The organism is Streptomyces sp. MAI_2237, assembly GCF_054189285.1.
In genome coordinates, this window is sequence record NZ_JAJPGQ010000003.1 from 2,849,604 (window position 1) to 2,864,640 (window position 15,037).

Here is a 15,037-nt window from a genome sequence, read left to right on the forward strand (position 1 = left end):
CGTCACCGGCGCAGTCCTCGGATCAGTCCCGCGGCGACGCCGGCGGCTCCCGCCCCGACCCCGCCGAGCGCCAGGGCCTTGCCCAGGCGTCCCGGCGGGGCGGGCCGCGCCTGTGGGCCGACGCCGTACGCGCTGCCGTACCGGCCGTCGGGCAGTGCCGCGGCGAGCAGTTCCGCCACGTGCACCGCCTCGTGGCCCCCGCTGTCGAACTCGTGCACCTGGGTGCGGCAGCTGAACCCGTCCGCCAGGACCACGGTCGAGGGGTCCTCCTCCCGCAGCCGCGGCAGCAGCACCCGCTCGGCGCATGCCTCGCTGACCTCCAAGTGACCCTGTTCGAAGCCGAAGTTGCCCGCGAGCCCGCAGCACCCGGAGTCCAGACGTTCGACGTCCACCCCGGCCCGCCGCAGCAACTCCTGGTCGGAGTCCCAGCCGAGCACCGCGTGCTGATGGCAGTGCACCTGGGCCACCGCCCGCGCCGACCTGTCCGGCACCTGGGGCGGCTCGTAGCCGGGGCTGTGGTCGACGAGCAGTTCCGCGAGCGTCACCGTCTGCTCGCTGAGCCTGCGCACGTCCCGATCGCCGGGGAACATCTCGCCCATGTCCGACCGGAAGACGGTGGTGCAGCTCGGTTCCATCCCGACCACGAGCCCGCCGGAGCGCACATGCCCGGCGAGCGCCCGCACGGTCCGCTTCAACACCCGCTCGGCAACGCCCAGTTGGCCGGTCGAGATCCACGTCAGGCCGCAGCACAGCGGTTCCTGCGGCAGCACCACCCGCCACCCGGCCCGCTCCATCAGCTCCACCGCGGCCTGGCCGATGTGCGGGTGGAAGAAGTTGGTGAAGGTGTCCGGCCACAGCAGCACGGTCCCGCGCGACCCGTCGCCGTACGTCTCCCGCCGTTCCGCGAACCACTGCTGCAGCGTCCGGCGCGCGAACAGCGGCACCTCCCGGTCCTCGACCCCGGCGACGGCCACGGCGGCCCTGGACAGCCCCGGCGTGTGGGTGAGCGCGTTGACGGCCGGCCCGAGCCGGGCGCGGCCGACGGCCTGGGCCACGGCCGGCAGCCAGCCCATCGACCAGTCGGAGCGCGGCCTGCGCCAGGGCCGCCCCTCGTAGTGGTGGGAGAGGAACTCCGCCTTGTAGGTGGCCATGTCGACGTCGGCCGGGCAGTCCTTCTTGCAACCCTTGCAGGCCAGGCAGAGGTCGAGCGCGTCCCGTACCGCCTGCGACCGCCAGCCGTCCCGGATCGCGCTGTCCCCGTGCCCGTCGAGCATCTCGAACAGCAGCCGGGCCCGGCCCCGCGTCGAGTGCTCCTCCTCCCGGGTGACCTGGTAGGAGGGGCACATCACGGAGCCGCCCGAGGTGGTCAGCTGCCGGCACTTGCCCACGCCCACGCACCGGTTGGCGGCCTCCGCGAACGTCCCGCCGTCGTCGGGGAAGCGGAAGTGCAGGTCGCGTTCGATGGACGGGGCCCAGTCGCCGCCCAGGCGCAGGTTCTCGTCGAGCCGGTAAGGGGCCACGACCTTGCCGGGGTTCATCCGGTTCAGCGGGTCGAAGACGGCCTTGAGCCGCCCGAACGCCTCGACCAGGTCGTCGCCGAACATCCGCCCCAGCAGCTCGCCCCGGCTCTGTCCGTCCCCGTGCTCCCCGGAGAAGGACCCGCCGAACTCCACGACCAGGTCCGCCGCCCGCTCCATGAACCGCCGGTAGGTGGCCACGCCGTCCGCGGTGTACAGGTCGAAGGGGATACGGGTGTGCACGCAGCCCTGCCCGAAGTGGCCGTACAGGCTGGGCCCGGTGTCGCTGAGGTAGCCGAACTCGTCGTAGAGACGGCGCAGTCGGCGCAGGTAGTCGCCGAGCCGGTCCGGCGGCACCGCCGAGTCCTCCCAGCCCTCGAAGGTGTCCGGCTTCCCGGGGACGTGCGCGGTGGCGCCGAGTCCGGCCTCCCGGACCTGCCACAACTCGTCCTCGTGGGCGGGTTCGTCGAGGAAGGCGACCTCGGCGTCGTGCTCGGACTCGTGCAGCCCGTCCAGCATCCGCTGCGCCGCCTCGTCGGCCTCCTCGGCCGTGTCCCCGCCGAACTGCACCATCAAGAAGGCGTTCCCCTGGGGCAGTTCGGCGCGCGCCTTCGGGTTGAGGCCCTTGATCCGCTCGTCCTTCAGCAGCAGCGCGTCGACGCCCTCCAGGGCGATCGGCTCGTACGGCAGGATCGTCGGCACGGCGTCGGCGGCCACGGAGATCTCCGGGAACCCGAGCACCACCAGCGTCCGTTCCTTCACCACGGGCACCAGCTCCAGCTCCGCCCGCACCACGGTCACCAGCGTCGACTCGCTGCCGACGAGCAGTCCGGCGATGTCGAAGCCGTACTCGGGAAGCAGCGAGTCCAGGTTGTAGCCGGAGACCCGGCGCGGGATGTCGGGGTAGCGGCGGCGCACCTCGTCGCCGTACCGGTCCCGCAGGGCGCGCAGCCGCCGGTAGAGGGCGGCCCGCAGATCGCCCTGCCGCTCGATCTCGGCGTACTCCTCGTCGCTCGTCTCCCCGCACCAGAAGCGGGTGCCGTCGTAGAGCAGCACCTCCAGGCGGGCGATGTTGTCGACGACCTTGCCGTACGCCTGCGCGGTGGCGCCGCAGGAGTTGTTGCCGATCATGCCGCCGATGCAGCAGTTGGCGTGGGTCGCCGGCTCGGGACCGAAGCGAAGGCCGTACGGGGCGAGTTGACGGTTGAGGTCGTCCAGGACGATGCCGGGCTGCACGACACAGGTGCGCGCGTCCGGGTCCACGGACTCCAGCTCGTTGCAGTACTTGGACCAGTCGATCACCACGGCCGTGTTGGTGCACTGCCCGGCCAGACTGGTCCCGCCGCCCCGCGACAGCACCGGCGCGTCGTGCTCGCGCGCGACGGCCACCGCCTCGGCGGCGGCCTCGGGCGTACGGGGCACGACCACGCCGATCGGGGTCTGCCGGAAGTTCGAGGCGTCGGTGGCGTACGCGGCCCGGCTCCCGGCGTCGAAGCGGACCTCGCCGTCGACCCTGTCGCGCAGCGCGGCCTCCAGCTTCGAGGAGTCGACGGGCGGCGCCGCGCCCTCGCGACGCACGACGGGTTCGGGCAGATCCAGCGCGCCCATGGAGCCCTCCTTCGATCACGGACACGGCCGCAACGGCACGGGAGCGCCGAGTACCCCGGCTGCGGAGGGCCATCCGTCCCGCGGCCAGGGCCTGTCGTTCGGATCGGGTCGGCTGGAGGGGACGGTGCGTCGTGGGCGACCCGAGCGGGGTCTGGTGCGTGCAGCTGCAAGGCGGAGGAGGGAGTCGACGCGATGGGGGTCCCCCCGCTCGAGCGAAGCCGAGAGTGGGGAGTCGGCGAGTGACGACAACGCCGCTGGGGGTGCCCCCTCTGGGGGAGTGTGTGCCAGGGCCCGCGACGCCGAGCTGGTCCGAACGACAGGCCCTACGTCTCCTCGGTCTCCCCGGCGAGCTCCGGCATCAGGCCGCGCATCGCCTCGCGCTGATCGGGGCCCATCACATGGGTCAGGGCCCGGGTGACGGTCGTGGCGAGGGTGCCGGAGGCGTCGCGCAGCAGCCGGCGGGCCTTGTCGGTGAGGGCGACCTCGATGCCCCGCTTGTCGCCGCAGACCGACTTGCGGGTGATGAGCCCGGCGTGCTGAAGGCAGGCGATCTGGTAGGTGAGCCGGGTCTTGGGGCGGCCGAGGAGCTCCGCGACGCGCGTCATGCGCAGGCCCGACGCGGGCTGTTCGGCGAGCAGGCACAGGATCAGGAACTCGTCGTGGGAGACGTCCAGCCGGTCCTTGACGACCGACCGCAGCTCCTGCTCCACCGCGCCCATGGCCGCGAGCATCACCATCCAGGCCCGCAGCTCCTCGGGCAGCAGCCCGCCACCCCGCATGGAGGGGCATTCGGGCAGGTCGGTGAGGTGCTCGTCGGGATCGGCCATGCGTCGAGTGTACCTATGGTCCATTTTTGGACGAGGGTGTTGTCCAGATTTGGATAATGGGCTAGCGTGCCAGTCATCCAAATTTGAACCAACCGTTCGCCCACCCCAGCTCCCAGGAGAAGACCATGACCGTCGCCGTCGAAACCGGTGTCTGGCAGCTCGACGCCGCCGCTTCCACCGTCGCCCTGCGCCACAAGACCATGTGGAACCTGGTCACCGTGAAGGGCGCCTTCGGTGTCGTCGGCGGCCGGGGCGAGGTGAGCGCCGACGGGACCGCCACCGGGACGATCACGCTCGACGCCGCCTCCCTCGACACCGGGCACAAGAAGCGCGACGAGCACCTGCGCTCGGCCGACTTCTTCGACGTGGCGAACCACCCCGAGATCACCTTCGCCGTCCGCGAGGCCCAGCTGGGCTCCGGCGACACCGTCGAGGTCTCCGGTCAGCTCACCGTGCGCGGCATCAGCCGCCCGCAGTCCGTCACCGCCCGCCTGCTGAACGCCGGCGCCGACGCGCTGACCCTGGAGACCGAGTTCACCGTGGACCGCGCCGAGTTCGGCCTCGGCTGGAACCAGCTGGGCATGATGCGCGGCCCCGCGACCGTCACCGCCACGCTCCGCTTCGTGCGCTCGGCCGCCTGACGCCGCTCAGCGGTACCGGCCCGGCCGTCGTACGCCGCTCAGCGGGACCGGCCGGACCGCCCGGTTCCGCGGCCGTGGTGTCCGTCCACGTGCAGGTGCACATCGCTGCTGGACAGCGTCTGCGGGTCGGCGGTGAACACCCGCAGCCGGAGCAGGGCGTGCGGCCCCGGCAGCGCGAACTTCCCGTGCGCCGGCCGGATCACATAGTCGGCCGAGGTGTGCCCCGGCAGGCTGGCCGGTCCCCGCAGGGTCGTCCAGTACTGCCGCAGCCCCTGCCCCACGGTGAGCATGAAGTGCGGTTCGAGGGCGCTGTCGTCCCTGTTGGTGACCCGCAGGGTCAGCCGGGTGAGGACGTTCGCGTCCGTCGCCGTCCGGCGCACGTCGGCGATCTCCGTCCTGAGCGGCGGCTTCCCCGTCACGGCCACGACGGCGCTCACCAGCGCCGGGACCACCAGCAGGACGGCCGCCGCGGCCAGCGCCGGGCGCCGCCGGCGGCCGGTCAGCATCCGCGGGCGCGGCTGCCAGGCCCGGACGAACTCCGCCGGGGGCGCGGTGACGGCGGTCGCCAGCCACAGCGGGGTCATCATCAGGTAGTAGCCGTCCTGGGACCGGGTCGCCAGATAGAAGGCGCACCAGGGCAGCACGGTCGCCGCCGGTCCCAGCCGGCGCATGAACAGCACCAGCAGCCCCAGCAGGGCCACGGCCAGCAGCATGCTCGCGTGCCCGTACCAGTCGAGCCGGTCGCTGCCGTGCGTGTAGTACAGGGACATCCCGACAAGGCCCTGCCCGTGCAGCGTCGCCCCCTGGATCAGCGGCAGCGCGATACCGGTGGCCCAGGTGCCCGGCTCGCTCACGATGAAGTACGTGTTGATCAGCAGCCACACGGTCGCGGCGATGCCCACGATCCGCGCCACCACCAGCGCCGCGGCCCGCCCGCCGAGATCGCCCCGGCGCACCGCGTAGATCCCGGCCAGCAGGAACGGCGCCAGGAACCAGGGCAGCTGCTGCGCCGCGCACGCGGCACCCAGGCACGCGGCCCGGGCCACGCCGGACGCTCCCAGTCGCCCGCCCAGCCCGATCCGCGGCCAGCGCACCACCACCGGGATCAGCAGGGCCAGCGCGGTGATCGCCGGGTAGCCCTCACGGGCGTAGGTGGGCAGGAAGCCGAAGCCCAGGCACGCCATGGTGGCCGCCGACCGCCACTGCGCGGGCAGCATCCGCCACAGCACGACCGTGCCGGCGATCAGCGCGCCCGTGCTCACGGCCGTCGCCGGCGCGCCACCGTGCCCGATCCACAGCAGGGGCGCGGTGAGCAGCGGGGCGAGCGGGGGGTAGCCGTAGGTGAAGTCGTAGCCGCCGTTGAACGTCGTGGTCAGGGCGATGCCCTTGGTGAACAGCCACGGCCACGGCTGCCCGTAGACGGGATGGCCGGCGGCCAGTTCCTTCGCGGGCCTGCGTGGTCAGCACGGCCTCGTCCGAGCCGCCGTGGTTCATCGCCCAGGCGCACAGGGCGAGTGCCACGGCGGTCACCAGCACGACGGCGTCGAGGCGCATGAGCGACCTGGCCCGGCGCACGACGAGCGTCAGCACGCCGGTCACCAGGATCGCGGCGTAGCACACCGATATGGCCGCGGCGACGGCCGGGCGATGGCTCTCCGCCTGCGTCCAGATCGCGCGGGTGCCGATGAAGAGGCTGATGTCGGCGAGCAGCGTCAGCACGCGGTGCCACTGCGCGGGCTGTTCCGGGAGGGCGGACACCGCCGACTGCATCCGCCGACCGGGTGTCACCTGCTTCATTTCTGCCAAGTGCACGTCATCGGACGCTAGACCCGCCCGGTGAGCGGGGTGTGGCCGGAGGTGAAGAGTCCGGTGTGAGCCCGGTAAGACCTGGAATGTGTGGCTGGTTGCATCTCGTGGGGCAGTCGCGGACCGTGTCGCTGTTGGGCCGAACGGGTGACTTGGCGTAAGAATTGGGTGGTGCAGGAAATGAAGGCGAGTCAGTTCGGGGGGATCCGGTGAACAGGTACGACGTCACCGACGAGCAGTGGGAAGGGCTCGCCCAGGTCGTGCCGTTGCGGGGCCGGGACGCCTGGCCGTCCGCGGTGGACCATCGCTCGCACCCGGAAGCGGTCACCGAGCCGCGCCGCCGCTTCGTCGTCCTGCGGGTCAACGTCTTCGGCGACGCCCGCGAGGTCGCCGAGACCCTGATGGCCGGAGTACCGGTGCTCCTCGACCTCAGCGGCGCGGAGACGGAGGTCGCCAAGCGCGTCCTCGACTTCAGCACCGGAGTCGTCTTCGGTCTCGCGAGCGGCATGCACCGCGTCGACCGCAACGTGTTCCTCCTCACCCCGGCCGGCACAGAGGTGACGGGCCTGATGGAAAGCGCGGGAGTCTCGGGCGGCTGACCCGGGGGCGTCCGGGCGGCTGTCGTCGTCGGTCGCGTGCCGGTGGGCGTGTGGTCTTCCGGTCCGATGCTGCGGCGGCCGGGTGCCGGTCGCACGCTTCCGCCGTACCACCGGCGTCGTCAGGCCCGGGGCGGGTCCGTCGCCCTTTCGTGGGAAGCGGGCGGAGGTGGAACGGTTCCCCTGGATGCGGAGCCGTACGGTCCGGGCATGAGCGTGTCATCTGTGTCACCGGAACCCGGCGCCCCTCCGCCGCCGCTGTCCGACCGGCCCGCGGTGGCCCGCCCCTGCCTGACCGAACTGCGGCTGTCCGCCTTCGCCGGTCACCGCGGCGCGCGGTTCGCGATCGGGCCCGTCACGCTCTTCGCCGGGCCCAGCGGCTGCGGGAAGACCACCGCGTTACGGGCCTACGAGGCCCTCGCCCGGCTCGGCGGCGGCGCCCCGGTCGCCGAGGTGTTCCCCGACCCGGGGGCCTGCGTGCCCGACCGGGCCCGGCCCGACGCCCAGCACCGCCGGGGCTTCCGCATCGGCTGCACGGCCGACGGCCCCGAAGGACCGGTGCGGCTCGACGTCGCCGTACAGGCCGAGCCCGAACTGCGCATCGTGGGCGAGCGCCTGACCCGCAGCGGCCTGGTCCTGCTGGAGACCGCCCTGCGCGACCCCGCCCGCCGTGTCGTCCAGGCCGCCTGGCACACGGCCGGCACGACGCCGGTGACCCGTGCCCCGCTGCCCGACGACCGGCTCGGCACGGCGCTGCTGCCACTGCGCGTGGCGGGCAAGACCGACGGGCAGCGCCAGGTGCTCGCCGCCGCCGAGCAGATGGTCGTCGCCCTGCGCTCCGTCTTCGCCTGCGACCCCCGCCCCGGCCGCATGCGCCTGCCGGTGCCGGCGGCCTCCGGCCGGCTCCTGCCCGGCTGCGACAACCTTGCCGACGTCCTGTGGCGCACCCGCGCCGAGTGCGGACGCCGGCACGCGCAACTCGTCGCCGCGGTGCGCGCCGGATGCGCGGGGACGGTGACCGACATCCTCGCCGAACCGCTCGGCGACGGCACGGTCCGCGGCCTGCTCGACCGGGGCGACGGCTTCCGGACGGCCTTCGAGCGGCTGGGCGACGGCGAACTGCGCTACGTCGCCCTCGCCCTGGTCCTGCTGACCGGACCGGGCGTGCTGGAGGTGGACGCGGCCGGCGAGGTGCCCGCCGCGATGCAGACGCTCACCGTCCTCGCCGACGCCTTCGACCGGTCCCTGGACCCCTGCCAGCGCCGCGAACTGCTGCGGCTGGCCTCGCGCATGGGACAACGGGGCCACATCCGCGTGGTCGCCGGGGTCGGCGACGCGTCATGGGCCGCCGGGACCGACGGGGTCACGGTGGTACACCTGGAGCCGTGAACGATCCCTCGCGCGAACCCCTCGACGTGGCGAAACTGCAGCGCAGGCTCGCCGATTTCGCCGCCGCCCGCAACTGGCAGCCGTACCACACCCCCAAGAACCTGGTGGCCGCGCTCAGCGTCGAGGCCTCCGAACTCGTCGAGATCTTCCAGTGGCTGACGCCGGAGGAGTCGGCCCGGGTGATGGACGACCCCGGTACCGCGCACCGGGTGACGGACGAAGTGGCCGACGTCCTCGCCTACTTGCTCCAGTTCTGCCACGTCCTGGGCATCGACCCCCTCGCCGCACTCGACGCCAAGATCGACCGCAACGAGCGGCGGTTCCCGGCGCCGTAAGGAGCCGTTCCGTCCGTTTTCACTCTCCGCAGTCAAAATCCTGTCCGAAACCGATTTGTTGTCCACAGATTTCCGCCCACCTCTGGCTTTTCGTCCCGTAGCCCTTCACTCTGGGTAGTGGACAACGGAGTTCGGGCGGACGGACGCGTGGGCAGCGCGTCAAGACGGACGGGGGCAGCGTATGGACGCTGTTCGGCTCATCGTGACCAGCAGGCGCGCCCTGGCGATGGGCGGCGGCGCGCCGGAGACCCTGAGGGAGGTGTGGCAGGCGCAGGCCCTGGCCCAGGCGATAGGCAGCCGCCTCGCGGTCGCCGGGCCGCCCGAACTGCGCGGCGAGGCACTGGGGTTGACGGAGCTGGCGGGGCGTGGCTGCGGCGTCCTGGACACCCCTCAGCTCGCCGCGGGCGACCTGCGCGCGGCCCAGCTCACCGAACTGGGCGACGCCCGCCAGGCCCTGCTCTGCCTCGGCGGCCTCCTCGGCGAGGTCGGCATCGCCCTGGTGGGCCTCGCCTGCGCCGCGGACGACGAGGCCACCTACTGGCAGTGCATGGAGGCCATCGACGCGGCCGACGAGTCCCGGGACCGGGTGCGGGACATGCTGCGCAAGCTGGCGGAGGCGGAGCAGCGGCTGCCCGAGAGGGAGGCGGGCTGAGACATCGCGGGGCAGACGGGACGTTCGAGACCCGCCCTGGAAGTCGCGGCCGCCCTGGACCTCGCGGAGCGGGCGGAGCGTTCGGCGGCTCTGGAAGCCGGACCCCGGACCGCCCGGGCGGACCCGGACCTCGACGTTCTCGGCGCTGCGGCCCGTCGACCGCAGGTCGGCGTCCGGGGCGGACAGATCCGCGTTCAGGGCCGCCAGCAGCTCCTCCATCTGCTGCAGCAGCCCCTTGGGCCGGCCGGTGCTCCCGCCCTGCGACGGCACCGTTGACTCTTCGGACACGGACCGCCTCCCCGGCCCCCGGCCCCGCGACAACAGAGGCCGACACGGGTGACGCCCAGGCGAGGACCGCCCGGATCCGGCGCCGGGCGGTCCCGCTCCGCACGAGCAACGATCACCCCCGGGCCCGGTCACTGGCGCCGGCACCCCGGCGCACCGCGTAGACGCGTTGTCACCCGATCAGGGACGGGGTGACGGCGGGTACCGGTGCGGTGGACCGGCACGGAGGTGTGCAGGATGGATGTATGGACCTGCGCATCTTCACCGAGCCCCAGCAAGGGGCCACCTACGACACCCTGCTCACCGTGGCGAAGGCGACCGAGGACCTCGGATTCGACGCCTTCTTCCGTTCCGACCACTACCTGAAGATGGGCGACGTGGACGGCCTGCCCGGCCCCACCGACGCCTGGATCACCCTCGCCGGCCTGGCCCGCGAGACCAAGCGCATCCGCCTGGGCACCCTGATGACCGCCGCCACCTTCCGCCTGCCCGGCGTCCTCGCCATCCAGGTCGCGCAGGTCGACCAGATGTCCGGCGGCCGCGTCGAACTCGGCATCGGCGCGGGCTGGTTCGAGCAGGAGCACACGGCCTACGGCATCCCGTTCCCCAAGGAGAAGTTCTCCCGCCTGGAGGAGCAGCTGGCCGTCGTCACCGGCCTGTGGCAGACGAAGCCCGGCGACACCTTCGACTTCCACGGCGCCCACTACGACCTCACCGACTCGCCCGCGCTGCCCAAACCCGCCCAGGCGAAGATCCCCGTCCTCATCGGCGGCCAGGGACCCACCCGCACCCCGCGCCTCGCCGCCCGGTACGCCGACGAGTTCAACCTGCCGTTCGCCTCCGTCGAGGACAGCGAGCGCCAGTTCGCCCGCGTCCGCGCCGCCGCCGAGGAAGCCGGGCGCAAGGGCGACGACCTCGTCTACTCCAACGCCCTCGTCGTCTGCGTCGGCAAGGACGACCAGGAGGTCGCCCGGCGGGCCGCCGCCATCGGCCGCGAGGTCGACGAACTCAAGGCCAACGGCCTGGCCGGCACCCCGGCCGAGGTCGTCGACAGGATCGGCCGCTACGCCGCCGTCGGCGCGAGCCGCCTGTACCTCCAGGTCCTCGACCTCGACGACCTCGACCACCTGGAGCTGATCTCCGCCCGGGTCCAGTCGCAGCTGTCGTGACCTGAGGAAATAAACCCGGGCGCCGGCCCGGCGCCGTGTGCGAAGGTGGGAGCGTCGTCCTGCCGAGCCCCCAGGATCACCCTTCCTGGGGGCTTTCGCGCGTACGGCACCCGAACCCGTCGACCGGCCTGAGAGGCCCTGCCCATGTTCCTGACCCTCACCACCACCGGCACCCCGGAACGCCCCGCCACCGATCTCGGCTTCCTGCTGCACAAGCATCCCGACAAGGCGCAGGCGTTCTCCACCTCCTACGGCACGGCGCACGTCCTCTACCCGGAGGCGGACGACCAGCGCTGCACGGCGGCGCTGCTGCTGGAGGTCGACGCGGTGGCGCTGGTGCGGCGGGGCAAGGGCAAGGGACGCGGCGGGGCGCCCGACGCGGCGCTCGCCCAGTACGTCAACGACCGCCCCTACGCGGCCTCCTCGCTGCTCGCGGTGGCGCTGAGCGGCGTGTTCTCCAGCGCGATGAAGGGCGTGTGCCGGGCCCGGCCCGAACTGCCCGGCCAGGCGCGCCCGTTGCGCGTCGAGATACCCGCGGTGCCCGCGCGCGGCGGTCCGGGACTCGTCCAGCGGCTGTTCGAGCCGCTGGGCTGGACGGTCACCGCCGAGCCGGTAGCCCTGGACACCGAGTTCCCCGAGTGGGGCGACTCGCGCTATGTGCGGCTGCTGCTGGAGTCCGAGACGCTGACCCTCGCCGAGGCCCTGCGCCACCTGTACGTCCTGCTCCCCGTCCTCGACGACGCCAAGCACTACTGGGTGTCGCCGGACGAGGTCGACAAGCTGCTGCGGGCCGGCGAGGGCTGGCTGCCCGGCCACCCCGAGCAGAAGCTGATCACCAGCCGCTATCTCTCGCGCCGCTGGTCGCTGACCCGGGAGGCGATGGAGCGGCTGGAACTGGTCCGGCTTGCGGAGGCCGACGACAGCGAGGTCGAGGACATCGACAACGCCGTCGAGGAGGAGAGCGAGGCGGAGGAGAAGCCGACCCCGCTCGCCGTGCAGCGACGGGACGCGATCGTCGAGGCCCTCTGCGCCGCCGGTGCCTCCCGCGTCCTCGACCTCGGCTGCGGCCAGGGCCAGTTGGTGCAGGCGCTGCTCAAGGACCCGCGGTTCACCGAGATCGTCGGCGTCGACGTGTCGATGCGCGCCCTGACCATCGCCTCCCGCAGGCTCAAGCTGGACCGCATGGGCGAGCGCCAGGCCGCGCGGGTCACGCTCGTCCAGGGCTCGCTCGCGTACACCGACAAGCGGCTCAAGGGGTACGACGCCGCCGTGCTCAGCGAAGTGATCGAGCACCTCGACCTGCCCCGGCTCCCGGCGCTGGAGTACGCGGTGTTCGGCGCGGCCCGCCCGCGCACGGTCCTCGTCACCACCCCGAACGTCGAGTACAACGTCCGCTGGGAGTCTCTCCCGGCCGGTCACGTCCGGCACGGCGACCACCGCTTCGAGTGGACCCGGGAGGAGTTCCGCGCCTGGGCGCACACGGTGGCCGAACGGCACGGCTACGGCGTCGAGTTCACCGCCGTCGGGCCGGACGACCCCGAGGTCGGACCGCCCACCCAGATGGCCGTGTTCCACATGCTCACCGGCAACGAGAAGGAGGCGAAGGCGGCATGACCGAGACGACACAGCACAGGGGACGGGTCCTGCCCGTCACCGACCTCTCCCTCGTCGTCCTCGTCGGCGCCTCCGGCTCCGGCAAGTCGACCTTCGCCCACCGGCACTTCAAGCCGACCGAGGTGATCTCCTCCGACTTCTGCCGGGGTCTGGTCTCGGACGACGAGAACGACCAGAGCGCGACCCGGGACGCCTTCGACGTCCTGCACTACATCGCCGGCAAGCGCCTGGCCGCCGGCCGCCGCACGGTCGTCGACGCCACCAGCGTGCAGCAGGACTCCCGCCGCCAGCTGATCGAGCTGGCCAGGCAGCACGACGTGCTGCCCATCGCGATCGTCCTCGACGTGCCCGAGGAGGTGTGCGCCGAACGCAACGCCGCGCGCACCGACCGGGCCGACATGCCCCGCCGGGTCATCCAGCGGCACATCCGCGAACTGCGCCGCTCCATACGCCACCTGGAGCGCGAGGGCTTCCGCAAGGTGCACGTCCTGCGCGGCGTCGAGGACGTCGAGAACGCCACCGTCGTCACCGAGAGGCGCTTCAACGACCTGACCCACCTCACCGGACCCTTCGACATCGTCGGCGACATCCACGGCTGCGCCGCGGAGCTGGAGACCCTGCTGGGGAAGCTGGGCTACACCGACGGCGTCCACCCGGAGGGACGTACGGCCGTCTTCGTCGGCGACCTCGTCGACCGTGGCCCGGACAGCCCGGGCGTGCTGCGCCGCGTGATGTCGATGGTGAAGTCGGGCAACGCCCTGTGCGTGCCGGGCAACCACGAGAACAAGTACGGCCGGTACCTCAAGGGCCGCAAGGTCCAGCACACCCACGGACTCGCCGAGACCATCGAGCAGATGGCGGGGGAGAGCGAGGAGTTCGCCGCCGAGGTACGCCAGTTCATCGACGGGCTCGTCAGCCACTACGTCCTCGACGGCGGCCGGCTCGTGGTCTGCCACGCCGGTCTGCCCGAGAAGTACCACGGCCGCACCTCCGGCCGGGTCCGCAGCCACGCCCTGTACGGCGAGACGACCGGCGAGACCGACGAGTTCGGGCTGCCGGTGCGTTACCCGTGGGCCGAGGACTACCGCGGCCGGGCGGCCGTGGTCTACGGCCACACCCCGGTACCGGAGGCCACCTGGCTGAACAACACCATCTGCCTGGACACCGGTGCGGTCTTCGGCGGCAAGCTCACGGCGCTGCGCTGGCCGGAGCGCGAGCTGGTCGACGTACCGGCCGAGCGGGTCTGGTACGAGCCGGCGCGCCCGCTGCGCACCGAGGCGCCGGGCGGGCACGACGGGCGGCCGCTGGACCTGGGCGACGTGCACGGGCGGCGGGTCGTGGAGACACGGCACTCCGGCCGGGTCGCCGTCCGTGAGGAGAACGCGGCCGCGGCGCTCGAGGTCATGAGCCGGTTCGCCGTGGACCCGCGCCTGCTGCCGTACCTGCCGCCGACCATGGCGCCGACGGCGACCAGCCGTGTCGAGGGCTACCTGGAGCACCCGGCCGAGGCGTTCGCCCAGTACGCGGCGGACGGGGTCGCCCGGGTCGTGTGCGAGGAGAAGCACATGGGCTCCCGGGCGGTGGCTCTGGTGTGCCGGGACGCGGAGGCGGCCCGCAAGCGGTTCGGCGTGGACGGCCCTACGGGCTCGCTGTACACCCGCACCGGGCGGCCGTTCTTCGACGACGAGTCGGTCACGGAGGAGGTCCTGGGCCGTGTCCGCGCGGCCGTCACCGAGGCCGGTCTGTGGGCCGAACTCGACACCGACTGGCTGCTGCTGGACGCCGAGCTGATGCCCTGGTCGCTGAAGGCGTCCGGGCTGCTGCGCTCGCAGTACGCGGCCGTCGGCGCGGCCTCCGGGGCGGTGTTCCCGGGTGCGCTCAGCGCGCTGGAGGGCGCCGCCGAGCGGGGCGTCGACGTGGCCGGCCTGCTGGACCGGCAGCGCGAACGGGCCGCGGACGCGGCCGCGTTCACGCAGGCCTACCGCCGCTACTGCTGGACGACGGACGGCCTGGACGGCGTACGCCTGGCCCCGTTCCAGATCCTGGCGGTCCAGGGGCGCAGCCTCGCCGCGCTGCCGCACGACGAGCAACTCGCCCTGCTCGACCGGCTGGTGGAGCACGACGGCAGCGGCCTGCTGCAGACCACCCGGCGGCTCCACGTCGACACCGGCGACCCGGAGTCGGTGCGGGCGGGTGTGGACTGGTGGCTGGAGATGACCGGCCGCGGCGGCGAGGGCATGGTCGTCAAGCCGGTCGGCGCCCTGGTGCGCAGCCCGGAGGGACGGCTGGTGCAGCCCGGCATCAAGTGCCGGGGCCGCGAGTACCTGCGGATCATCTACGGTCCCGAGTACACGCGCCCGGACCACCTGACCCGGCTGCGCACCCGCTTCCTGGGCCACAAGCGGTCGCTGGCGATCCGCGAGTACGCCCTGGGCCTGGAGGCCCTGGACCGGCTCGCGGAGGGGGAGCCGCTGTGGCGGGTCCACGAGGCCGTGTTCGGGGTGCTGGCCCTGGAGTCGGAGCCGGTGGACCCGCGGCTTTGAGCCATTCGTGAGCCCTGCTCACCTCACGGCCCACGTCGCCCTTGTGTCCCACAGG

The 15,037-nt window shown here is 72.9% G+C and carries 10 protein-coding genes and 1 pseudogene; 8 read left to right on the forward strand and 3 right to left on the reverse strand.

Annotated features, from left to right (window positions below; all coding sequences use genetic code 11):
* Positions 1–2: 2 nt before the first annotated feature.
* Both LN251_RS23535 and LN251_RS23540 read right to left on the reverse strand, forming a co-directional pair.
* A complete protein-coding gene (locus tag LN251_RS23535) occupies positions 3–3,125 on the reverse strand; it encodes an FAD-binding and (Fe-S)-binding domain-containing protein (RefSeq protein WP_458246110.1) in 3,123 nt (1,040 codons plus the stop codon).
* A gap of 323 nt (positions 3,126–3,448) precedes the next feature.
* A complete protein-coding gene (locus LN251_RS23540) occupies positions 3,449–3,952 on the reverse strand; it encodes a MarR family winged helix-turn-helix transcriptional regulator (RefSeq protein WP_458246111.1) in 504 nt (167 codons plus the stop codon).
* A gap of 125 nt (positions 3,953–4,077) precedes the next feature.
* Between LN251_RS23540 and LN251_RS23545 the strand changes: the two genes are divergently transcribed.
* Positions 4,078–4,593, forward strand: coding sequence for a YceI family protein (locus LN251_RS23545; protein ID WP_458246112.1), 516 nt, complete (start codon positions 4,078–4,080; stop codon positions 4,591–4,593).
* Positions 4,594–4,631: 38 nt separating this feature from the next.
* Here the strand turns inward: LN251_RS23545 and LN251_RS23550 are convergent.
* A pseudogene (locus tag LN251_RS23550) lies at positions 4,632–6,363 on the reverse strand (hypothetical protein).
* A 245-nt stretch (positions 6,364–6,608) separates the two neighbouring features.
* Here LN251_RS23550 and LN251_RS23555 point away from each other — a divergent pair.
* The 7 genes from LN251_RS23555 to LN251_RS23585 all read left to right on the forward strand — a co-directional run bounded on the left by LN251_RS23555 (position 6,609) and on the right by LN251_RS23585 (position 14,982).
* Complete coding sequence (locus tag LN251_RS23555; RefSeq protein ID WP_058922476.1) at positions 6,609–6,998, forward strand: cell division protein SepF; 390 nt, start codon at positions 6,609–6,611, stop codon at positions 6,996–6,998.
* Positions 6,999–7,205: 207 nt separating this feature from the next.
* Positions 7,206–8,384 carry an ATP-binding protein gene (locus tag LN251_RS23560; RefSeq protein ID WP_458246113.1) on the forward strand — a complete coding sequence of 393 codons (1,179 nt, stop codon included), beginning with the start codon at positions 7,206–7,208 and terminating at the stop codon, positions 8,382–8,384.
* Entirely contained in the window at positions 8,336–8,719 is a 384-nt protein-coding gene (locus tag LN251_RS23565; RefSeq protein WP_458246114.1) for a nucleotide pyrophosphohydrolase, read from the forward strand. The genes LN251_RS23560 and LN251_RS23565 overlap by 49 nt, the downstream gene beginning before the upstream one ends.
* Before the next feature lie 181 nt (positions 8,720–8,900).
* Positions 8,901–9,371, forward strand: coding sequence for a DUF6099 family protein (locus LN251_RS23570; RefSeq protein WP_383673715.1), 471 nt, complete (start codon positions 8,901–8,903; stop codon positions 9,369–9,371).
* Positions 9,372–9,901: 530 nt separating this feature from the next.
* A complete protein-coding gene (locus LN251_RS23575) occupies positions 9,902–10,825 on the forward strand; it encodes an LLM class F420-dependent oxidoreductase (protein ID WP_458246115.1) in 924 nt (307 codons plus the stop codon).
* Between the two features lie 144 nt (positions 10,826–10,969).
* The gene (locus LN251_RS23580; RefSeq protein ID WP_458246116.1) at positions 10,970–12,439 is read left to right on the forward strand and encodes a 3' terminal RNA ribose 2'-O-methyltransferase Hen1; all 1,470 of its coding nucleotides are present in this window, start codon (positions 10,970–10,972) and stop codon (positions 12,437–12,439) included.
* Positions 12,436–14,982: a polynucleotide kinase-phosphatase gene (locus LN251_RS23585; RefSeq protein WP_458246117.1), complete on the forward strand. Its 2,547-nt coding sequence runs from the start codon at positions 12,436–12,438 to the stop codon at positions 14,980–14,982. The genes LN251_RS23580 and LN251_RS23585 overlap by 4 nt, the downstream gene beginning before the upstream one ends.
* Positions 14,983–15,037: the final 55 nt, after the last annotated feature.

Bases quoted from the DNA above. Each gene is read 5' to 3' on its own strand.
- LN251_RS23575 (WP_458246115.1), top strand. From the start codon at position 9,902: ATGGACCTGCGCATCTTCACCGAGCCCCAGCAAGGGGCCACCTACGAC.
- LN251_RS23570 (WP_383673715.1), top strand. From the start codon at position 8,901: ATGGACGCTGTTCGGCTCATCGTGACCAGCAGGCGCGCCCTGGCGATG.
- LN251_RS23560 (WP_458246113.1), top strand. From the start codon at position 7,206: ATGAGCGTGTCATCTGTGTCACCGGAACCCGGCGCCCCTCCGCCGCCG.
- LN251_RS23585 (WP_458246117.1), top strand. From the start codon at position 12,436: ATGACCGAGACGACACAGCACAGGGGACGGGTCCTGCCCGTCACCGAC.
- LN251_RS23580 (WP_458246116.1), top strand. From the start codon at position 10,970: ATGTTCCTGACCCTCACCACCACCGGCACCCCGGAACGCCCCGCCACC.
- LN251_RS23545 (WP_458246112.1), top strand. From the start codon at position 4,078: ATGACCGTCGCCGTCGAAACCGGTGTCTGGCAGCTCGACGCCGCCGCT.
- LN251_RS23535 (WP_458246110.1), bottom strand. From the start codon at position 3,125: ATGGGCGCGCTGGATCTGCCCGAACCCGTCGTGCGTCGCGAGGGCGCG.
- LN251_RS23565 (WP_458246114.1), top strand. From the start codon at position 8,336: ATGGGCCGCCGGGACCGACGGGGTCACGGTGGTACACCTGGAGCCGTG.
- LN251_RS23540 (WP_458246111.1), bottom strand. From the start codon at position 3,952: ATGGCCGATCCCGACGAGCACCTCACCGACCTGCCCGAATGCCCCTCC.